The sequence below is a fragment of the Spirosoma aerolatum genome, assembly GCF_002056795.1.
Taxonomy (GTDB): Bacteria; Bacteroidota; Bacteroidia; order Cytophagales; family Spirosomataceae; genus Spirosoma; species Spirosoma aerolatum.
Genome location: NZ_CP020104.1, coordinates 3,873,958 through 3,896,744 on the forward strand (window position 1 = coordinate 3,873,958; position 22,787 = coordinate 3,896,744).

The following is a 22,787-nucleotide window of genomic DNA, read 5'->3' on the forward strand; positions in this document are numbered from 1 at the left end:
TTATATAGAACACAGATTTTTATGATCGTTATGATTGACACAGATCGTAACAAGCTGCGTTTTATGGCATCAACAACAATTCTGCCTTTAACTCTGGAAACAACTTGATAAAATGCGCTTTGATCAATTGACTGAGCAATAGTCGTTTGTAGGCTTCTGTTCCTCGTGCATCGCTGATGGGTGTAATTTCCGTTTGAGCCACATTCACGGCTTCGAGAATCAACGCTTCACTGATTGATTGGTCGGTTAAAAATGCTTCGGTATTGGTTAGCCGTTTAGGAATGGGCGCCACACCACCTGCCGATAGTTTTACCGAGGTTATTCTATTACCTACGACGATCAGTTGAATGGCCGAATTGACGCTGGCAATATCCAGATGGGTACGCTTACTCACCTTTTCGAAATTGAACCGTGTAGTATTAGCTGTCAGGTTGAATCCTATACGCACCAGAAACTCCTCTGGCCGTTTATCGAGTGTTTTATACCCCAGATACAGGTGCCTCAAAGGCAACTCCCGATTTTGTACACCGTCGCTCAAGGTAATGACGGCGTCCAGCGCCAGAAAGATGATCGTAAAATCGCCAATCGGCGAGGCATTGATGAAGTTGCCGCCAAGGGTTGCCATATTACGGATTGGCGTCGAAGATACCAGCTTTGTATACGCCTTGAAGTCAGGGAAGTATTGCTTCATCACAGGTGATTCAACCAAATCGGACACCGCTGTCGAGGGACCGATCCAACACTGACTCCCATCCTGCCAGATTCCCTGTAATTCAGTTTTATCGGCTAAAAACCGGATCGATGCGTCTTTGATCTCATCGTGTTTTTGCACATATACATCCGTTCCTCCGCCAACACGTTGCGCCACTGGATCATCCTGTTTCAACTCACCATTCAGGTTCGCCGTCATTTCCTGTAACCGCTCTTCGATCGTAGCGAAATAGGCTGGTAAAATCCCCCGATCGGCTACAAATTGCGTGGGTGATTCATTATCCTGTCGTAATCGTACCAGTTCGGCCACACGTCCGGCTGCCCGCTCAATCGACTTATAGCCTGTACAACGGCAAATGTTCCCATCAACGGCGGCTATAGCGTTTGCTGTAGTCGATGCTGTATGACTGAGGCAGTACCCGGCCAGTGACATCACAAAGCCGGGTGTACAGAACCCGCACTGAGTTGCCGACTCATCGGCCATTGCCTGCTGAATAGGATTCAGATCATCCGTATTGATCCCTTCAATCGTTACGATGTGTTTTCCATGCGCATTGCCCAATGGCATCAGGCAGGACGTAGCCGTCCGATAACGAAGCCCACCAGTCGATACATCGCCCACCAGCACGGTACAGGCTCCGCAATCCCCTTCCCGACAGCCAATTTTAGTTCCCGTCAGGTGTTGATGATAGCGCACAAAGTCGAGCACCGTCATTCCCGGTGGCAGCGTCGTACGAACATCTTTCGTATTTAAAATAAAAGAAATCAATTCGATTCGGGCGTTTTTCTGAGTGTAGTAATCGAACACCGATTAGTATGATCGTTATGATTGACGTAGATTGTAACTGCATCGGCAGCTCGGTATCATAAAAATCCGTGTTCTACACAGTTTAAACCTTTATGGATTACTTGTATTAGTGGTCATTCAGGGGTAGGCCGCGCCGTTGGAATTCTTTCCAGTTGAGGTACTCATCGCCCTTTCGTTGCTCTACCATCGTAATACATTCATCGACGGGGCAAACCAATTTACACAAATTACAACCAACACACTCGTTTTCAATGATCGAATAGGTATTATAAGGCTTTCCATACGTCAGATTGATAGCCTGATGGGACGTGTCTTCACAGGCGATATAGCATAGACCACAGTGAATGCACTTGTCCTGGTTGATGTTGGCAACAATGTGATAATTAATATCAAGGTCTTCCCAGTGTGTGATGGTTGGAACCGATTTACCAATGAAGTCATAAACGGTTTTAAACCCTTTTTCGTCCATCCAGTTGTTTAGCCCATCGCACAGGTCATCGATGATTCGAAAACCATGCTTCATAACGGCCGTGCAAACCTGCACCGATGTGGCCCCCAACAACATAAACTCGGCAGCATCTTTCCAGGTACTAATGCCCCCAATCCCTGAGATCGGTACGCGCGACGTAACCGGGTCCTGGGCAATGGTCGTCAGCATTTTCAGGGCGATGGGTTTCACCGCCGGTCCGCAATACCCGCCGTATACCGACTTCCCGGCCACATATGGATTTGGCACCAATGTATTTAGATCGACCCCCGTCACGGACTGAATCGTATTGATCAGTGAAAGCGCATTGGTTCCTCCCTCAACCGAGGCCCGACCCGTTGGCACAACCGAATGCACGTTGGGCGTTAATTTGGTAATGACCGGAATTGTGGCCTTTTCCATCACCCATTCCACCACCATTTTAGCGATTTCGGGGTCCTGTCCAACGGCCGCGCCCATGCCCCGCTCGGTCATACCATGTGGGCAACCGAAGTTCAGTTCAAGCCCATGGGCGCCCGTATCTTCGACCTGCGCAATCAGTTCGTGCCATTTCTCACGGGTATTATCCGCCATGAGCGATACGACCATTGCCCGGTCGGGAAACTCCCGAACGCACTCAGCAATTTCGCGCAAGTTTATATCAAGGGGCCGATCCGAAATCAGTTCTATATTATTCAACCCCATTACTTTGGTGCCGTTGTAATCGACAGCCGAGTAGCGCGACGACACATTCTTGACCTGCGAACCCAGCGTTTTCCAGACAACACCGCCCCAACCGGCCTCAAAAGCCCGTAGTACATTATATTTTTTATCCGTCGGCGGAGCGCTCGCCAGCCAGTACGGATTTGGCGATTTGATACCTAGGAAGTTAGTGCTTAAATCTGCCATGTTTAAAGAGTGAAAGAGCGAATGAGTGAAAGAGTGGAGGTTGCTTATGCCGGAGTTTGTCACACCAGCGATTCGCTCTTTCACTCATTCGCTCTTTCACTCATTGTTTTTAATATCGCTCGTGCTCCGTCTTTACCTGCCTGTACGGCATCGACCACTTCTTTACCGCCATTGACACAGTCACCACCAGCAAAAACACCGGGGATGTTGGTTTCGCAGTTTTCGTTGATCGCCAGTTTACCGTACCAGTTTGTAAGCTGGTTGGCAGTTACCAGTTCCTCGTAGGGAATTTGTCCGGCGGCTTTGATCACCATATCGACATCCAACGTAATGGTTTCACCTGTTTCCACGGGTGTACGACGGCCACTGGTATCAGGGACGCTCAGTTCCATAACGTTACAAACCAGTTGGGTAACCCGCCCATTTTCGCCCAGGATTTCTTTGGGTGATGCCAGCCAGATCAGGTTGCAGCCGTCCAGTTTTGCCAGATTCAATTCGACTTCGGTACTTGGCATTTCAGCCTGCGTCCGACGATACACAATGGTTACCTCTTTGGCTCCCAGTCGTTTAGCCTGTGTTGCCGCATCGATAGCCGTCATACCCAGCCCGATAACCGCCACTTTATCGCCCACCGGAACAGACGGGTAGCCTTTCTCCCGAATGTCGTAGATAAATCGAATGGCATCCTGAACACCTTCAAGGTCTTCGCCGGGAATACCCAAATGGCGGGCAACACCAACACCAATACCCAGATACACAGCGTCGTAATTGGCCTGAAGTTCGGCTAATGTCACGTTTCGGCCTAGTTCCTGATCGTATTTGATGGTAATGCCACCGAGTGCTGTGATAAAATTTACTTCGTCTTCACAAAACTGGGGCGTCACTTTATAGGCAGCTATACCGTAGGTCATTAAACCGCCCCCTTTGCTCTCTTTCTCGTAGATCGTCACATCGACCCCTTCTCGGCTTAATACGTGGGCACAACTCAACCCTGCCGGCCCTGCACCCACTACGGCCACTTTTTTACCTACAGAAGGCTTTCGCTGAAACAGGGGCCACTTTTGCGCAATGGCTTTTTCGGTCGAATAACGTTGGAGACGGGCAATCGGAATGGGGGGTTCATCGAGCAGATTATATACACAGGCGCCTTCGCACAGCTTTTCGACTGGACAGACTTTCGAACAGCCCCCCCCATGATGTTGGCGTCCAGAATCGTATAGGCCGAACCTTTCAGGTTGTCGGTGGTAATCTGTTTGATGAATTTAGGAATATTGATACTCGTCGGGCAGCTTTTCGTACATGGAGCATCGTAACAAAACAGACAGCGATTGGCTTCCACCAAAGCCGCTTCGCGTGATTCGAAGGGCGGGTGAATGTCGCTGAAGTTTTGCTCGTACTGTTCAGTCGTTAATCGGTTATTGAGGATAGCCATAGTCAAGGAGCGAGGAGCGAGGAGTTAGGCGTGAGAATAGCTTGCGCAAGCCAAAGGGAGTACGCGTCAACCATTCTCACACCTAACTCCTCGCTCCTATTACTTTTACAATTCCACCAATTCCTTATACGTTTCTGGGCGTCGGTCGCGGAAGAACTGCCAGACACTGCGTACCTCGTCGATCATATCCAAATCGAATTCAGCAATGAGTAGTTCATCGTTATCTTCTGAAGCCTGAGCAAAGATTTGGCCGCGTGGATCAACGAAATACGAAGAGCCATAAAACCGACCCAGATTCCAGGGTTTTTCTTCGCCTACACGGTTGATGCAGCCCATAAAATAGCCATTGGCGGCTGCATGGGCGGGCTGTTCCAGTTTCCAGAGGTATTGCGACAGGCCAGCTACCGTTGCCGACGGATTATACACAATCTCGGCCCCGTTCAATCCCAGGCAGCGGGCCCCATCAGGGAAGTGACGGTCGTAGCAGATATACACCCCGATTTTAGCATAGCGTGTCTGGAATACGGGATAGCCCAGATTGCCGGGTTTAAAGAAAAATTTCTCCCAGAAACCCGATGTATGTGGAATGTGATTCTTGCGGTATTTGCCCAGATACGTGCCATCGGCATCGATCACAGCAGCCGTATTATACAGAACCCCAGCCTGTTCCTTTTCATAGACCGGAACAATCATCACCATATTATACTTTTTGGCATATTCCGCCATCCTGTCAGTGGTAGGGCCAGGCACCGTTTCGGCGGATTTGTACCAGTCGGCATTCTGTCCCGGACAGAAATAGGGTGTATTGAATATTTCCTGCAAACACAGAATCTGAACGCCTTTCTGACCGGCTTCTTCAATAAGCGGGATGTGCTTCTGCACCATCGCTTCTTTAATTTCCTCTATCGTACCTTCGCCTTCGGTCATTGGAAGGCTCATCTGGATCAATCCCGATTTAATGATTCGTGGCATACTTACGTTGGGTTTGTTGGTTTCGCTGGGGCAGGGAACCTGGGGCGTGGAGAAATACTACAAACTCTTTGCCCCAAACTCCCTGCTCCATGCCTTTAAATCGTTCCGCTTACTTTTTTGCGCTTAATAAATTGGCCATATCCCTTGTCAACCAGACACTTATTATCATCAACAGCAACCGTGCCGCGTAATAGAACTATTTTTACCTTACCGGTCAGTTCCCAGCCTTCATAGCCAGAATAATCGACGTTCATGTGGTGGGTTTTGGCCGACAGGGTGTGTTTTTCTTCCGGGTCAAAAATAACGATATCAGCATCGCTTCCTATCCCGATGGTCCCTTTCCGGGGAAACATACCAAAAATCTTGGCAGGGTTGGTACAGGCCACTTCCACGTACTTATTCAATGTGATTTTGCCTTTCCCGACGCCTTCGCTGTACAATAATTCCATGCGGTTTTCGATAGCCGGGTGCCCGTTCGGAATCTTTGAGAAATCCTCCTTGCCCATTAGCTTCTGCTCCCACATAAACGGACAATGGTCGGTCGCCACCACCTGTACAAGTCCCTGATTGATACCGGCCCAAAGGGCTTGCTGGTCTTTCTTCTCCCGCAAAGGCGGACTCATCACCCATTTGGCTCCTTCAAAATTCTTCTCATAAAGAGACGCATCCAGTATCAGATACTGAATACAGGTCTCGGCAAACACTTTCTGGTTCCGGCGAGTGGCATTCCGTACCCCATTCAACGCCCCTTCGCAGGTCATGTGTACGATATAGCCGGGGCAACCCGTATAGTCGGCCAGGTCGGTAAACCGGCAGCTCGCTTCGGCTTCCGTAACTTCGGGTTGGGATAAATAATGATAAAGCGGAGTCAATTTCCCTTCCGACCGGTGTTTGGCAATCAGGTAATCAATCATATCCCCATTGGTAGCATGAACGGTCACCATGCCGCCCTGCTTTTTCACCTCCTGCATCAGGCCGACCATCTGGCTGTCGTTAATCATCAAGGCCCCTTTATAGGCCATAAAGGTTTTAAACGACGTAATTCCTTCGTCTTCAACCATACCCTTGATCTCCGCCTTCGAATCCTCATTGAAGTCCGTTACAGCCATGTGAAAGCTATAATCCCCAACGGCCGTTCCACGGGCGCGGGAATTCCAGTCGGTAAGGGCGTCTCTCAGCGAATGCCCCTGTTTCTGCAAAACGAAATCAATAACCGTTGTGGTGCCGCCAAAGAGTGCCGCCCGTGTTCCGGTTTCATAGGTATCGCTCGAGAACGTACCCATAAACGGCATGGACAAATGCACATGCGGGTCAATTCCTCCCGGAAAAACGAGCTTCCCCGATGCATCAATTACGGTATCGGCCTGAATAGGCAAATTCTTCCCTATAGCCGAAATGGTTTCACCTTCAATGTAAATATCCGCAACGTAATCCTCAGCCGCCGTAATAACCCGGCCATTTTTAATGAGTATAGACATTGGCTAAACTCTCTTCAACAGGAAGAGATGAACTGCTTATGGTTTCTAAAATACCGACCTTTTCCCTGTTGATGAGGGACTGTACATGTAAAACGAAAAAAAGGCTATGGTATCGTACGATTTACTTTAGGTGCCTGCAGGAGCGCTACTTAACTCACGGTCAGTTGCCGTTCCCGGACTGTATCCCGGCTACGCATCAATCCCAGATACACCCCACCACTCAGGAAAAAGCCTACGAACCAGGCATAATTATAAAGCTGTGAAATCCAGGCGGGAACGCTATCGGCCGGGATAGCGTGAATGGTTGTCAGAAAGCCGGGAATATTTGGAATAATGCCAGCCAGCAAGGCAACGATAGCCGATGAGTTGACTCCGTTTTTAAAACTATACATCCCGGTTGGGCTGTAAAGATCGTTCAACTCAAGCTTCTGTCTTCGCAGGAAAAAATAGTCCGCAATCATAATCCCTCCAACCGGCCCAAGCAGACTCGAATAGCCAACCAGCCAGGTAAAAATAAAGCCCGTAGGATCGGCAATGAGCTTCCAGGGAAAAATCAGGATACCGATAACGCCCGTAATGTATCCCCCCTTCCGAAAATCGATTTTAGAAGGTGCCAGATTCGCAAAGTCGTTGGCGGGACTGACAATGTTGGCCGCAATATTGGTAGCCAGCGTGGAAACTGCCACCGAAATCATAGCCACACTGACCAGCAGTTTGTTGTCGAATTTTCCGGCCAGAATGAGCGGGTCCCAGATGGTGGTTCCGTAGATGATCGTCGTAGCCGAGGTCACGACTACCCCAATGAACGAGAACAACGTCATAGACGGCGGCAATCCGATAGCCTGTCCTTTAATCTGCGCCTGCTGACTGGTGGCGTAGCGGGTAAAATCGGGAATATTCAGCGAAAGCGTAGCCCAAAAACCCACCATTCCGGTTAAAGCCGGAAAGAAAAAGGCGAAGAACGCCGATGAGTCTGCGAATTTGGACGATTGCTGTAAAATAGGCCCTAAACCATTTCCGGCCGAAATAGCCCACCAAAGCAGGGCAAGCGCAGCTATCGGCAGAAAAAACGCCTTGAATAAGAGAAGCTTTTTGATGCTTTCGACGCCCAGATAAACAACATACATGTTCAGCAGCCAGAAGAGCAGGAAACAGATGGCGGGCCCGGTCTGCAACCCAAATGATGCCGGGAAGATGTCGGGTAATGTTTCCAGCGATGGAATCCAAAGCCGTAGCATCTGGTAAACAGAGAAACCACCGAGCCAGGTTTGAATACCAAACCAGCCACAGGCCACAATGGCCCGCAGCAGGGCCGGGATATTGGCTCCACTGGTTCCGAAACTTGCCCGCGCCAATACAGGAAACGGAATACCATATTTAGCCCCCGCATGCCCGTTCAGAATCATTGGAACCAGTACGATCGTATTCCCTAAAAAAATGGTCAGAATAGCCTGCCACCAGTTCATGCCCCCTTCAATGAGTGAACTAGCCATCATATACGTAGGAATGCACAGACTCATACTAATCCAGAGAGCCGCATAATTCCAGGTATTCCAGGTCCGCTTCGAGGCAGGAATGGGAGCCAGATCTTCGCTATAGAGGGCCGACGATTCGTCTACGTGGGCTTCGGTTTGCTGCTGCATGAGGTTCGTGTTTGCGCGGAGCGGCCCATGTCGTTTGCAGTTTTATTGACTATATGCGTCATTCTGCACGGGCCGCTCCGCACAAACTACAAACTCTTTAACTTATTTTCAAGGTATCGAATACCAATTTCTTAAACCGGGACTCATCAGCCTCTACACAAATAGTGGCGTTTGGGGCTTTTTTCCATACACCTAACTCATCGATTGCCAACGCGCCCAGCATCAGTTCACCCCGTGTTTCCACATCGACAAAGCGTGATACAGACTGGGTTACCAGCGTCGGGTCGATTACGGCTGCTACAGTGATCGCATCGGGGTGATTGGAGCCATTCATTTTCTGATGCTCTTTGCAATACTTTCGACGAATGCGGTTGATTTTCATAAAAAAATCGGAATATTTCGTCCCTAACGTAGCCACCTGATTATAATCGTCGTCGGTAAAAACGGAACTTTTTACACTTACATCGAAGCCAACTGTCGTAATTGGAATACCCGACTGAAACACTATGCGGGCAGCTTCGGGGTCTACCCAGGCATTATAGGTCGCTCCCGGATTGATATTTCCGTAAAACTTATAAAAGCCTCCCATGAAATACAGCCCTTTTACCTTTTTGGCAATGGCCGGTTCTTTCAGCAGAGCCAGCGCGATGTTGGTCAATGGCCCGATGGCCACAATGGTCAGTTCCCCCGGATTGGCGTTGACAAGTCGAATGATGGCATCAACGGCGTGTTCTTTCTCGGGTTTTTGCTTAGGGTCCGGAAAAAACGAATCACTCATGCCATCGCTCCCATGCACATACGTTGCCGTTCCATGCACCTCACGGGTCAGTGGCCGGGCCGAGCCCTGATACACCGGAATCTGCCCCGACTTCCCCGCCAGTTCAAGCGTGTAGAGTGCATTTTTTGTCTGCTGTTCAAAGCCAACGTTTCCTACGGCGATGGTAATAGCCTCAACAGCCAGCTTTGGCGAACTCACTGCCATTAATACGGCCAGCGCATCGTCGGTAGCCGTATCCGTATCCAGTATGATTCGTTTTCGGGAATCGACCGTTTTGAGTTTCGTTTTAGCAGACGCAAGCGTCATGGCAGGCAAAAATGTCGAGGCCGTACCGACCGAAAGGGCACCAATAAATTTGCGTCTTGACGTTAACATGCTTCTTTGGCTCTTTTTATTTACGAAATCTTACTTTCAGTTCACAGTTACAGACTAAAATCCCGCAAATAAGATACCAAACCAACAATTTATCCGTGACAGCGTGGCAAATTCTTTGGCATTTCGGACAAGGCCGATAGACCCCATCCGCTGGACATCAATTGCCCTTTTCAAACCAACCGAAACAAATCATCTTTAATACACTTATAATGAACGTCTAATACCGTTTACTCAACATATTCATCAGCAATGCGCAGAGCCTCACTGATTATACCCAGTCCTTCATCGATTTGTTCTTTCGTTACACAAAGAGGTGGAGCCACGAACACATAACTCCAGCGTACGAACGTATACATACCCAACTCCTTGATTTTTGCCGCGACTTTGCTCATTACGGCCATATCCTCAGGTTTAGCATTGAAGGGAGCCATCGGTGCTTTGGTGGCCCGATTTTTGACGATTTCAAAACACCCCAGTAACCCTGTCGTTCGGAAGTCTCCAATACATGGATGCTTTTGCTTCATCAGTTCTGCCTGCTGGGCAACGTAACGCCCCATCTCAGCTGCATTCTCGATCAGGTTCTCGTCTTCGTAAATTTTGATTGTTTCCAGCGCAGCCGCACAACCGACGGGATGGGCATTGTAGGTCATACCGGTTGCCAGCACAGTATCGTTGTACTTTGCCGCAATTTTATCCGTTATCATCAGGCAGCCAAAGGGTATATAGCCACTCGTGATCCCCTTCGCCATGGTCACCATATCGGGCACAATACCGTGGTTTTCAAAGCCAAACCACTTACCCGTCCGGCCAAATCCGCTCATTACCTCATCAATAATCAATAGAATACCGTATTGATCACAAATGTCGCGAACGGCCTTCAGATACCCGTCTGGATATTGTAAACAGCCTGAAGTACCTGATTCGCCCTCGAGCAGAATAGCAGCAATATTACCCGGCCCTTCATAGGCAATAATGCGTTCAAGTTGCTCCACCGAATCGGTTAACATACTCGCTTCGTCGTGGTTCCAGCGGTAGCGATAGGGAATGTCAACATGAACAAAATTAGGTGCCTGCTGTGCATCGTCGGGGAGTTTTCGGGGGTCTCCTCCTACCGATAAAGCGCCATAGGTGGCCCCATGATAGGACTGATATCGGCTGATTATTTTATGCCGTCCGGTATAGGACCGGGCCATTTTCAGCGCGGCTTCGATGGATGTGGCTCCGCATAGGGTGAAATACGCCTTATTCAGATCGCCGGGGCAGATTTCGGCTAGTTTTTTACCCAGTTCCCCCCGCACTTTAGTCACACAATAAGGCGTAACATAGCTAACTTCCTGCATCTGTCGAACGACCGCTTCGGTAATCCGCTGATTGCCGTGACCGATATTGACGTTCATCAGACCAGATGAGAAGTCGATATACCGTTTGTTGTCATAATCATACAGATACACCCCTTTTGCATACTTCACCGCGATGGGTGAAATCCCCTGCTGCTTGCTCCAGACAAAAACGGTTGAGTCAAAATTGTCCTGAAGAACTTCTTCTTTTTCAGTAAATGAAATGGTATCCAGCATAAAATTCATGGTTTACCTTTTTAGCTTTTGGTTGTCGTAAGTCTACTAACTCATCCAATTTATACCCGCTTCAGGGTTCCATTTGGTCGTGGTTTTCTTCAACTTCGTCCAGAATTCGATCGAGCTTTTGCCCGTAATATCACCAACCCCAAATCGGCTCTCGTTCCAGCCACCAAATGAAAAGGGTTCACGCGGAACGGGCACGCCCACATTAACCCCCACCATACCGGCACTTGCCCGATCCATGACGTAGCGGGCCATTCCTCCATTTTGGGTAAATACCGCTGCCGCATTGCCATATGGATTCGCATTTTCAATGGCCAGGGCCTCATCGACGGTTTTCGTCCGCATGATGCTGATCACCGGGCCAAAAATCTCCTCCTGGGCAATCGCCATATCGGGCCGAACGTAGTCGATAACTGTCGGCCCAACGTAGGTACCTGCTTCTTTACCTTCTACAGTCGGGTTGCGCCCATCAACGAGTACTTTAGCCCCCTGCTCTTCCGCTTCGGTAATATAGCGTTCGATTCGCTCTTTCGACGCCCGGTTGATAACGGCCCCCAGGTTTTTACCCGGCACCACTTTCCGCGCTTCCTCACACAATTTCTCAATAATATGATCGACGGGCCCAACGGCCACCATCGCCGAAGCAGCCATACAACGTTGACCGGCACAACCCGCCATCGATGCCGTAATGTTTTGCGCCGTCATAGATGGTATAGCATCGGGCAGAACGATCAGGTGGTTTTTGGCACCACCCAGGGCCAGGCACCGTTTAAAGTTGCTCGTAGCCCGCTGGTACACCCGTTTCGCAATGTTGGTCGATCCGACAAACGATACTGCTTCGATACCGGGATGGTCGCAGATAGCATTAACCACTTCACTATCGCCGTGAACAATGTTGAACACGCCCTTGGGCAACCCGGCTTCCTCCAATAATTCGGCCAGTCGTCCGACGCTTAGCGGCACTTTTTCCGACGGCTTGATAATCATGCAATTGCCCAACGCTATGGCATTGGGTATAGTCCAGTTCGGCACCATACTCGGAAAATTGAACGGCACGATACTAGCCACTACCCCCAATGGTACACGTTCGGTTCGGCACTCGACTCCGCGACTTACCTCCAGAATTTCACCCGTGACAATCTGCGGCAGCGAACAGGCAAACTCTGATAATTCAGCCCCTTTTTCAATTTCAGCAACGGCCTCCTCATAGGTCTTTCCGTTCTCTTCCTGCACGAGTAGCGCCAACTCTTTCAGATTCTTTTCCAGCAGCGCTTTGTAGCGAAAAAAGACCTGCACCCGTTCTTTCAGAGTGGTCCGACTCCAGGTTGGAAAAGCCGCCTGTGCCGCTTGTACCGCCCTGTCCAAATCCGTAGCGGTCGATAACGGAACGGTCGATAAATGCGAACCATCTACGGGTGAAATTACATCCAGCGTTTGATCGCCAACCGCATCGACAAATGTTCCATTTATGTAATTCTGAACGGGCTTATACTTCATGGCTTTGTTGAGTTCCTACATTTTTTGCAGAAAAAACGTATGCAAACTAAAAAATAGTTAGATATAAGTCAATTTTTAACAATATTTTTACAGGCAATTAGTTTCTGACAGGGCTCACAGGATGTACAGGATTTCTCGGGTGGATTTAATCAATATCCTCAAATCGGGACTCAAGCGGATAAAATCTACGAACAGGGTTATTTGCATGGACATACTCCTGTACACCCTGTCGAAAAACAGCTATGGAAAAGACTAGTAGCGTACTGGACGATCTTGATTTCGCCATTCTTTCCTGCCTTCAGAGAGATGGCCGAATGTCGTTTACCGAAATTGCGGAACAGTTGAATGTATCAGTTGGAACGGCCCGAACGCGGCTGAATCGACTGCTCGAAGAAGGCGTTCTCAGCATTGTTGGTCGGGTAGATCCTGATAAGGTCGGTTTTCGGGCATATGCACATATCGCCGTTTACGTGCGGCCAGCGACGTTGAAAGAGCCAGTCGCCTTACTAATTGCTCAATTGCCTGAAGTTAGTTTTCTGGCCAGTACCTCTGGTGATTATGATCTGGAAGTAGATGTAATGTGCCCAACCAACCACGATCTGGTCGAGTTTATTAACGAAATTTCGAAGATTGAAGGGGTTTATCAAACCAAAACCACCCTGTATTTTAAGGTATATAAATACGCTCAGCCTGATCTGAATATTTTATCTGGTAAATCGTCAACCTGATCGTGCCATTAACATACGACCGCCAGTACCTGATGGTTTATCCTGGCAAATCGCGTATTTTGGGCATCCGTACCTCATAGCAAACGCTAACGATTGTCGCTGGTGAAAACATTTCTTTTTCTTTTTTGGGGATGGTTAGGCTTGATCGCTTCCGTAAAGGCGCAACACAACCTGCCTCCAGTATTCGAAATAAGCACAGATTCAGCTTTCTTCCGGCTTGACACGACTTATTTCCAGATTCTGGAGGATGTAAATGGCGTATTTACCGTCAAACAAGTACTAAATCATCCCGCTTTCCGACACGATAAATTCTTTGCGCGCGATCGTCACGCCCATACTTACTGGATTCGAATGCGCCTTAAAAACGCCCGGCCTCACCCATTACGCATTTACTATTGCGACTTCAACAGCGACTACATTGATTTATACAGACAGGACAGTACGGGGCAATGGCAGCATCAGCAAACGGGTGACCTCGTCCCGTATAGCGAACTACCGATCCATAACGGTACCCCTGACCGAGCCCGACTTTTTTTCACCCTGGCACCTGGTCAGGAAACCACACTTTATGAGCGGGCTCACAATACCTTCTGGCATCCACCCCTTACCTATTTGTCGCCCCAGTTACAAACCGAACAGGGACGTATAGAAGCCGTCTTCAAAAACATAGTGACCGAAAAAGGCTGGAAAAATTACCTTATTGAAGGGATAATTATCGGTATATTATTCCTGGCCTCCTGCTATAATTTATTCGTCTATTATTCAATCAAGGACAGAGTCTATCTTTATTTCGGCGTTTGTCTGTTATTCTTCGTGGTAGATCGGAATTATTACCGCCTTCAGTTAGCCTTTTTTGAAGAATATCCGTACGAGGTCAAACTAATTGCTAATTTTTTCTTCATTATCTTTTTTATCTTTTTCGTACAATCGATTCGGAAGTTACTTCAGCCACCCTCATCCTTAGCCCGGCTGGACAAGATCATTTCGACTACGCTGATCTTAACTGTAGTAGCTAATATCGTACAGATTATTGGCTTTAGTACGCCGATTATCCCGAAGGACGAATGGGCCCTACTGATCGAAGTACTGATCCGGTTCATCTACGGCCTTTGTATGTTCATGGCGTATCGCCGGATGAAGCAGGGTTTACTGGAAGCTCGGTATCTCCTGCTGGCCCTTACTCCACTTTTCCTGCTCTGGCTTTTCACACTGACGACCGCAATACTAGGTATGTACTTTAATGTAGATCTTCCCCGAATCATTTATGAAAATGTGGAATATGTAGAAAGTGCATGCTTCGCCTGGATGATTATCGTATTTACCGGGGCACTTATGAATCGATATAAACTGATTCGACAACAGGTCATTCAGCAGGCGATTGAAAAAGAACAGCTCGAAAAAGAACAGGAAATTGAACGAAACCGATTGATTGCGGCACAGAACGAACGCCTGGAGCGCGAAGTAGAAGCCCGAACAGCGGCTTTAAGGCATTCACTGGAAGAGCTAAAAACGACTCAGGATCAACTAATTCAACAGGAAAAGCTGGCCTCCTTAGGGGAATTGACGGCTGGTATTGCCCACGAAATCCAGAACCCGCTCAACTTCGTGAACAATTTCTCCGATGTATCGACCGAACTGGTTGAAGAATTAAAAGAGGGCCCCATCCAGCAACTGCCCGACTCCGAAAAAGCCTATGCGGAGGAAATTATGGGCGACTTGATACAGAACTTGCAAAAAATTACGCACCACGGTAAACGGGCCGATTCGATTGTGAAAGGCATGCTGGCACACAGCCGAAGTGCCAGTGGACAAAAGCAACCGACAAAACTGAACGAACTGGTCGAAGAATTTTTGCGCATCGCTTACCACGGGCTACGCGCCAAAGACAAATCGTTTAATGTTGAGCTACAACTTAACCTCGATCCTTCGATTGGCCTGGTCAATCTGGTGCCGCAGGATATAGGCCGGGTATTACTTAACCTATACAACAATGCCTTTTATGCAATCCAGTCCAAACAAAAACAAGCCGATAAGGACTTCCAGCCGCTAGTACTGGTCCGAACAAAAGCGGATGAAGGCTTTGTAATCATCTGTGTGCGTGACAATGGGATAGGCATTCCCAACGAAATTCTTCACAAAATCTATCAGCCATTTTTTACCACGAAACCGACTGGTCAGGGCACTGGGCTGGGGCTATCGTTGAGTTACGACATTATCACCAAAGGGCACAACGGCGACATTCAGGTCCATACCCAGCCAGGAGAGGGCACAGAATTCATTATTAAACTACCTAATTAGAACGCTGGTTTTCCAGGCCAGCATCTGACAACATCATACATTCCGGTAAACGGGTAGGCTGTCAGTGCCAGCCTGAACATCTGAATTAAAAAATTCTTCATGCCTGTACGACGTGGTCGACTTCGTGTTTCTGTGCATTATCTGGTGTCGTTTGTACGACCCATGATCATCCTTCGCAGCTCATTTTGAGGCATTTCTTTGTCAGATCCCGAACGGAACAGGCACAGTTTATGTTATACATTTACAACCGAAATAGCCCGTTGGGCTGCTAATCCCCCGCTTTTGTTTCGTTACACTTAACTTGGCCATTTGTACAAGTCAGTGCTTTTGCGTCTATATTTGGGCCGGTCGGTCTGAAAAAGCTGCTTAAAACCGGAAACCGATCTGAGCGTTATATAGATGCTTTGCGACAAAACAAGAGCGGAAATCGCATCAACCTGAAAAACCGATATGTCGAAAAACTTAGTCATAGTGGAGTCGCCGGCGAAGGCGAAAACCATCGAAGGCTATCTGGGTAAGGACTTTTTGGTAAAGTCCAGCTTTGGCCACGTACGTGACCTCCCCAAAGATGGGCTGGCCGTCGATGTTGCCAATGGCTTTCAACCCTCGTATGAAATATCCCCCGATAAAAAGAAATTAGTCAGTGAACTCAAATCCCTGGCAAAGTCGGCGGAAGAAGTCTGGCTGGCCACTGACGATGACCGCGAAGGTGAAGCCATTTCGTGGCATTTAAAGGAAGCCCTGGGCCTGCGCGATAATACCAAGCGCATTGTCTTCCGTGAAATCACCAAAAATGCGATTCTGAATGCGATTAAAACGCCCCGCACCATTGATGTCGACCTGGTCAATGCCCAGCAGGCCCGCCGGGTTCTGGACCGTTTAGTCGGGTATGAACTGTCGCCGGTGTTGTGGCGGAAGATTAAAGGGGGTAGTACAGGTCTGTCGGCAGGTCGGGTACAATCAGTCGCTTTGCGGCTGGTGGTCGAGCGCGAACGGGAGATTGACAAGCACTCGGCTAAATCGTCGTTTAAAGTCACGGCTCAGTTTATTGTCGATGGCTCTAAGGTATTGAATGCCGAGTTACCCAAGAACTTCCAAACCTCCGGCGAAGCCCGCAAGTTTCTGGAAGCCTGCATTGGGGCAACATTCACCATCAAGAATCTGGAGGTCAAACCAGCCAAGAAATCGCCCGCTCCGCCTTTTACAACCTCTACCCTACAGCAGGAAGCTTCGCGTAAGCTCAGCTATTCGGTAGACCGGACCATGCGCCTGGCGCAGAACCTGTACGAAGCCGGTAAGATTTCGTACATGCGAACCGACTCGACCAATCTGTCGCAGGAAGCCATCGATAAGGCCAAAGCCGAGATTGAAACTGAGTTTGGGCCTAAATACGTACAGACCCGTCAGTTTAAAACGAAAAACGAATCGGCCCAGGAAGCCCACGAAGCCATCCGGCCGACTAATTTCAACGACCGGAATGCAGGGGCCGACCGCGATCAGAAACGGCTTTACGAACTGATCTGGAAACGCGCCATTGCCTCCCAAATGGCCGATGCACAACTCGAACGGACCATCGTTACAATCGGTATCAAGTTTGCTAATGGCACTCAACTTGAGCAGGATCTGAGTTTCGATGTGTTTGATGAGGATTACGATCCGAAGAAGCAGGTTAAATTTAACCCGCAGGCGCAGTCCCAAAATACAACCTTCCCTAGCGAACTCGTTGCCCAGGGCGAAGTCATTAAGTTTGATGGGTTTCTACGCGTTTACCTCGAATCGAAAGACGACGAGGACGATGAAGAGGCTAAAGGCATGTTGCCACCGCTTACCATTGGTCAGCTACTGAACCTCGGCCAGATGAAAGCCACGGAGAAATTTACCCGCCCCCAGCCCCGTTATGCAGAAGCTTCGCTGGTAAAAAAACTGGAAGAAATGGGCATCGGTCGCCCATCGACATACGCACCGACCATTTCAACCATCATCAACCGGGGGTATGTAATCAAACAGGACAAGCCGGGTCAGGAACGGAAGTATCAGGAATTCACCCTCCAGCAGAATCACATTACCGAAACCAGCGGCAAAGAAACCTTCGGTTCCGAGAAGGCGAAGCTTTTCCCAACGAATACGGGGATTGTGGTGAATGATTTTCTGGTCGAATATTTTCCCGACATTGTTAATTACCAGTTTACAGCAACGGTCGAGAAAGAGTTTGACGAAATTGCTGATGGCAAGATCAACTGGCAGAAAATGCTGGAAGGTTTCTACGGCGATTTCCACAAGAATATCGAAGAAATTCAGGGATCGTCGGTTGGGTCGTTTAAGACTGGAGCCCGCGATTTAGGTCTGGACCCGGCTTCAGGCAAACCCGTATCGGCCCGACTGGGTAAATACGGCGCCTACGTACAGATTGGGGAAGCCAGCGACGACGACAAACCCCGCTTTGCGAATCTGCGTGATGGGCAACTCATTGAAACCATTTCCTTGCAGGAAGCCCTCGATTTGTTTGCCCTGCCCCGCGAAGTTGGTTTCTTCGAAGACAAGGCTATGACCATTGGCATTGGTAAGTTTGGCCCCTACGTGAAGCACGACGACAAGTACGTATCCCTAACGAAGGAAGATGACCCCTATTCGATTGATGCTGAGCGGGCTATCCAGCTTATCCAGCAAAAACGCGCCGAAGCACTTGGCGAATCGCTGGGCGATTACCTTGGCAAACCCGTTACCACCGGTAAAGGTCGTTTTGGTCCGTATGTAAAGTACGATGAGAAGTATATTTCGCTTCCCCGGAATGAGTCGATTGCTGGATTAACGCTTGAACGCGCTATTGAGCTGATCGAAGCAAAACGCCAGCAGGAAGCGAATAAATACATTAAGGAGTTTGCCGAACGCCCGGAAATCAAAGTAGTGAACGGGCAATATGGTCCGTATCTGGCTGTTGGTAAGCGAAATGTCCGCATCCCGAAAGATGTTGACCCCGCTACCCTCACCCTGGAAGACTGCCTGGCACTGGCGGGTGACGACCCAGCCGCTACGAAAGCACCGGCTAAAAAAGCCGCTGCCTCGAAAGCACCAGGTAAAGCGGCTGCCACAAAAAAGCCTGCGGCTACCAAAAAAGTAGCATCGAAGAAATAGAATTGAGAACAGTTCTTTGCAAACAGCCTTCCCCGACCGGAAGGCTGTTCGTTTTTATACACCATTGGGAAATGATCGTTATTTTGCAGAAAAACCATTGTTGTATCACGGAACGCATGAAACATTTCCTGCTTTTTTTTCTTTTACTGTCCACCACCGCTTTCGCCCAAACTGACAATCAATATAACCTGATCCCATTTCCAGCCCGTTTTTCAGGGCAAAATGGCCAGTTTAACCTGACTAATACCACCCGGATTGTAATCGCCCCGGCCACAGATGCCAGTGTTCGCGGGGTGGCGCAAACCTTTGCCGGACAGATCAAAGCAGCAAATGGAGTTTCACTAGCGGTAGCCCCTTCCAGTTCGGCATTAGCGAAAGGAGCCAACATTTTCCTGACGTTAAATAAAAAATTGAATCTGGGCGACGAAGGGTATAAACTGACCGTAACCCTGGCAAGGTGCTGGCCGAGGCCGCAACCCCCAAGGGCCTTTTTTATGCCGCTCAAACCATGCGGCAACTGTTGCCCGCCGACCAGCGTGCACTGTCGATGCCTGCCTGTGCCATTACCGACAAACCCCGCTTTGGTTACCGGGGCCTGATGCTCGACGTTGGCCGGAACTTCATGCCCGTGTCGTTCGTCAAGAAGTTTATTGACCTGATGGCGATGCACAAGCAAAATACGTTTCACTGGCACCTGACCGACGATCAGGGCTGGCGTATCGAAATCAAAAAATACCCCAAACTGACGCAGGTTGGCAGTAAACGGGCCGAAACGGTCGTCGGTCAAAACTACCAGAATTACCCCCAGCAGTTCGACGGAAAACCGGTTGGAGGTTTTTACACGCAGGACGAAATCCGGGATGTGGTTCGGTACGCCCAAAGCCGATTTGTGACGGTTGTTCCCGAAATCGAAATGCCTGGTCATGCTCAGGCGGCTCTGGCAGCTTACCCCGAACTGGGCTGCGACCCGGCCAAAGGCTATAAAGTGCGTACGCAGTGGGGTATTTCGGAGGATGTGTATTGCCCATCAGAGAAAACCTTCACGTTTTTGCAGGACGTACTGACTGAGGTAATCGCCCTGTTTCCCAGTAAATACATCCATATCGGGGGCGACGAATGTCCGAAAACAGCCTGGAAAGCCAGTGTATTTTGTCAGGAGTTAATCAGGAAAAATGGGCTTAAAGACGAGCATGAACTCCAGAGCTACTTTATCCGGCGCATCGAGAAGTTTCTGAATACAAAAGGCCGGTCGATTATTGGCTGGGACGAAATTCTGGAAGGGGGGCTGGCCCCTAATGCCACGGTGATGAGCTGGCGCGGTACAACGGGTGGTATTGAAGCGGCAAAACAAAAGCATACTGTGGTCATGACGCCCACCAACACCTGCTACCTCGACTACTATCAGGGCAACCCCGCTACTGAACCGCTGGCCATTGGCGGCTATCTCCCACTGGATCAGGTATATGCCTATGAACCCATGCCTACCGAACTATCCACCGAGGAGCAGAAATATGTACTGGGCGTACAGGGGAATATCTGGACTGAAATGATGCCTACACCTGACGTTGTTGAGTACATGACCTACCCACGCGCGATTGCCCTGGCTGAAATTGGCTGGATGCAGGCTGGGCCGCATAACTTCGAGGATTTTGCTCAGCGGCTCAAAAACCACCTGCCTAAACTGTCGGCCATTCCCGTCAATTACGCTAGGCGGCTGTTTGATATTTCGGCCAGTACGCAACCCAACGATCAGGGGCAGCTTCAGGTGAAACTGAGCAAGCTGGATTCGGACAGTCAGATTTTTTACACCATCAATGGCAAAGAACCGAATGAGAAAAGTACCGAATACATCGGCCCTTTTACCCTGACCAAAACCGCAACGGTCAAGGCCATGACGCCCACCGGAGGGCGCTTAACGCAAACGTTTACGCTTCACAAAGGGAAGAACAAACCCTACAAGTACACGATAGCCCCCGATCCGACTGCTGACCCAACCATGACCAAATTAACCGACGGTGTTCGGGGAGAAACGCCACGCGACAAGCGCCAGTGGGTGAATTTCAACGACGACATGGAAGTGACTCTCGATCTGGGCGATGTGACGAGCGTAACCAAAGTATCGCTCAACTTCCTGAAAATCATCCTCCAGCAGACCTTTCCACCTACATCGGTCGATATTGCGCTATCCAAAGATGGCACGGAGTATAAAGAAGCAATCTCGCAACCCGTTAAGTATGAGCTAACTGGCCCCTGGGATATTTTGCCGGTCGTGGCCGATTTCAAAACGGCCCGCGCCCGCTACGTTCGCATTCGCGCTAAAAACGCAGGCGTTTGCCCACCTGACCATCCACGGGCGGGACAAAAAACGAAATTTGCAACGGATGAAATTGTGGTTGAATGAGCCATACCAGCTAAACGTATGAATAAAATTGTTGTGCTCTCCGGTGCTGGAATCAGTGCTGAGAGCGGTATACCAACCTTCCGGGCTTCCGATGGTCTTTGGGAAAATCACCGGATCGAAGACGTAGCCACGCCCGAAGCCTGGCAACGCAATCCAGCACTGGTGCAGGATTTTTACAACCAGCGCCGAAAACAGGCCCTGAGCGTAGAACCAAATGCGGGGCATTATGCCCTGGTAAAACTGGAGGAGCAATACGACGTAACGGTGATTACCCAGAATGTCGATAATCTCCACGAGAAAGCGGGGTCTTCGAAGGTTGTGCATTTGCATGGTGAGTTATTCAAATCGCGCTCAACCGTCGATGAATCACTGGTGTATGACATTGAGGGTTGGGAAATCAAAGAGGGTGATCGTTGCGAAAAAGGCTCGCAACTCCGACCGCACATTGTCTGGTTTGGCGAAGCGGTGCCGATGATGGATGTAGCATTAGATATTACCTACGAGGCCGACCTGTTCATTGTGGTCGGCACGTCGCTGAATGTCTATCCAGCGGCTGGACTGGTCTATGCCGTTCGCGATGGCGTGCCCATCTATGTTGTAGACCCCAATATCCCCGACATGCACAAACGCGCCAACGTCACCTTTATCCCCGAACCCGCTACTATCGGCTTGACTGAATTAGCGGATGAATTACTGAAAAAAGCCTAACCCCAGTTTCACATTTTGTATTTTCTTTTACCAATATCATTGCGGCAATACAGACGTACATGTTATATTGACGCAATGATTACATCTTTTATTGCGTCTATTTACGAGTTAGCGGCAACTGTAAAACGACACGTACCAAAGAATGACAATATCGACAGACATTTTAGAACGAATTTTTGATAACTTCACTGACTTTGTTTCGACAAAGGACGAAAAAAAATTTACGGACTTTAAAAGTTCAAAATATATCGACACAGCTGAGAATTACAAATATTCTGTTTACGAAGAAGCAAGAGAAAACCTTGGACAAAAATGGTGGAAATCAGAAGATATTGGAAGTGGTAAAATTCAAAATGCTGTAAGTTCTGCAATCAAAACAAGAGTGACACACAACTTTCAAACAGTTGACAATAATCTTGTTGATTGGAGAAAAAAAGACGCATTTGCGAAAACGGCAAAAAACAAAAACCTCGAAACAACACTTTTCAACTTTTATAAAAGTAAAATTTCAAATCAATCCGCTTTTGAAGCGCTTATTGAAGAAAAATTAAGCTACCAATTTATTGCTTATCTATTTTTCATAAAAGACAGAAATCAGTTTATGCCAATTTCTCAAACAAAATTTGACGAAATTTTTGAGATTATCGGAATTGTGGATTTTAAAACAAGTCATAATTTATCTTGGGAAAATTATACGACTTATATTGACATAATTAAACAAACAAGAGATTTTTTAAAAACAAAAGATAGTAACACGACTTTATTAGACGCTCATTCTTTTTTGTGGATTATTGGTAATCAAATGAAAAATGCTGCTGGAGTAATTACCTCAAAACCAAAGGTTATTATTGATCCGTGAATAGGTTTGTAA

The 22,787-nt window shown here is 48.6% G+C and carries 16 protein-coding genes and 1 pseudogene; 7 read left to right on the plus strand and 10 right to left on the minus strand.

What is annotated here, in order from left to right; all coding sequences use genetic code 11:
• Positions 1-61 precede the first annotated feature (61 nt).
• The 10 genes from B5M13_RS15550 to B5M13_RS15590 form a co-directional block, all read right to left on the minus strand.
• Complete coding sequence (locus tag B5M13_RS15550; RefSeq protein WP_245860026.1) at positions 62-1,519, minus strand: FAD binding domain-containing protein; 1,458 nt, start codon at positions 1,517-1,519, stop codon at positions 62-64.
• Between the two features lie 106 nt (positions 1,520-1,625).
• A complete protein-coding gene (gene preA, locus B5M13_RS15555; RefSeq protein ID WP_080056550.1) occupies positions 1,626-2,894 on the minus strand; it encodes an NAD-dependent dihydropyrimidine dehydrogenase subunit PreA in 1,269 nt (422 codons plus the stop codon).
• Positions 2,895-2,974: 80 nt separating this feature from the next.
• A complete protein-coding gene (locus tag B5M13_RS15560) occupies positions 2,975-4,024 on the minus strand; it encodes an FAD-dependent oxidoreductase (RefSeq protein WP_245860073.1) in 1,050 nt (349 codons plus the stop codon).
• Entirely contained in the window at positions 3,922-4,326 is a 405-nt protein-coding gene (locus tag B5M13_RS34170; protein ID WP_245860028.1) for a hypothetical protein, read from the minus strand. The genes B5M13_RS15560 and B5M13_RS34170 overlap by 103 nt, the downstream gene beginning before the upstream one ends.
• A 105-nt stretch (positions 4,327-4,431) precedes the next feature.
• A complete protein-coding gene (locus B5M13_RS15565) occupies positions 4,432-5,298 on the minus strand; it encodes a nitrilase-related carbon-nitrogen hydrolase (RefSeq protein ID WP_179950495.1) in 867 nt (288 codons plus the stop codon).
• A gap of 95 nt (positions 5,299-5,393) precedes the next feature.
• Positions 5,394-6,776, minus strand: a complete 1,383-nt coding sequence (gene hydA, locus B5M13_RS15570) for a dihydropyrimidinase (protein ID WP_080056551.1) — start codon at positions 6,774-6,776, stop codon at positions 5,394-5,396.
• A 149-nt stretch (positions 6,777-6,925) separates the two neighbouring features.
• Positions 6,926-8,419, minus strand: coding sequence for an NCS1 family nucleobase:cation symporter-1 (locus B5M13_RS15575; RefSeq protein WP_080056552.1), 1,494 nt, complete (start codon positions 8,417-8,419; stop codon positions 6,926-6,928).
• 97 nt (positions 8,420-8,516) lie between these two features.
• Entirely contained in the window at positions 8,517-9,572 is a 1,056-nt protein-coding gene (locus tag B5M13_RS15580; protein WP_218919494.1) for a nucleoside hydrolase, read from the minus strand.
• A 227-nt stretch (positions 9,573-9,799) separates the two neighbouring features.
• Positions 9,800-11,146, minus strand: coding sequence for an aminotransferase class III-fold pyridoxal phosphate-dependent enzyme (locus B5M13_RS15585; protein ID WP_080059947.1), 1,347 nt, complete (start codon positions 11,144-11,146; stop codon positions 9,800-9,802).
• Positions 11,147-11,191: 45 nt separating this feature from the next.
• Positions 11,192-12,649 (minus strand): CoA-acylating methylmalonate-semialdehyde dehydrogenase, encoded by a 1,458-nt coding sequence (locus B5M13_RS15590; protein ID WP_080056553.1) that lies wholly within the window; start codon positions 12,647-12,649, stop codon positions 11,192-11,194.
• A gap of 242 nt (positions 12,650-12,891) precedes the next feature.
• On the opposite strand from B5M13_RS15590, the gene B5M13_RS15595 reads away from it, so the two are divergent.
• The 7 genes and pseudogenes from B5M13_RS15595 (at position 12,892) to B5M13_RS15620 (ending at position 22,775) form a co-directional block, all read left to right on the plus strand.
• A complete protein-coding gene (locus tag B5M13_RS15595) occupies positions 12,892-13,377 on the plus strand; it encodes an Lrp/AsnC family transcriptional regulator (protein WP_080056554.1) in 486 nt (161 codons plus the stop codon).
• Positions 13,378-13,479: 102 nt separating this feature from the next.
• Positions 13,480-15,675: an ATP-binding protein gene (locus B5M13_RS15600; RefSeq protein WP_170061134.1), complete on the plus strand. Its 2,196-nt coding sequence runs from the start codon at positions 13,480-13,482 to the stop codon at positions 15,673-15,675.
• Positions 15,676-16,125: 450 nt separating this feature from the next.
• Positions 16,126-18,807, plus strand: coding sequence for a type I DNA topoisomerase (gene topA / locus B5M13_RS15605; RefSeq protein ID WP_080056556.1), 2,682 nt, complete (start codon positions 16,126-16,128; stop codon positions 18,805-18,807).
• Positions 18,808-18,923: 116 nt separating this feature from the next.
• A pseudogene (locus B5M13_RS34175) lies at positions 18,924-19,315 on the plus strand (glycoside hydrolase family 20 zincin-like fold domain-containing protein); the annotation flags it as partial.
• The gene (locus B5M13_RS15610; protein ID WP_245860074.1) at positions 19,316-21,208 is read left to right on the plus strand and encodes a glycoside hydrolase family 20 protein; all 1,893 of its coding nucleotides are present in this window, start codon (positions 19,316-19,318) and stop codon (positions 21,206-21,208) included. It begins immediately after the preceding pseudogene.
• 18 nt (positions 21,209-21,226) lie between these two features.
• Positions 21,227-21,916, plus strand: a complete 690-nt coding sequence (locus tag B5M13_RS15615) for an SIR2 family NAD-dependent protein deacylase (protein ID WP_080056557.1) — start codon at positions 21,227-21,229, stop codon at positions 21,914-21,916.
• Between the two features lie 142 nt (positions 21,917-22,058).
• On the plus strand, positions 22,059-22,775 hold the full coding sequence (locus B5M13_RS15620; protein ID WP_080056558.1) for a hypothetical protein: 717 nt from the start codon (positions 22,059-22,061) through the stop codon (positions 22,773-22,775).
• Positions 22,776-22,787: the final 12 nt, after the last annotated feature.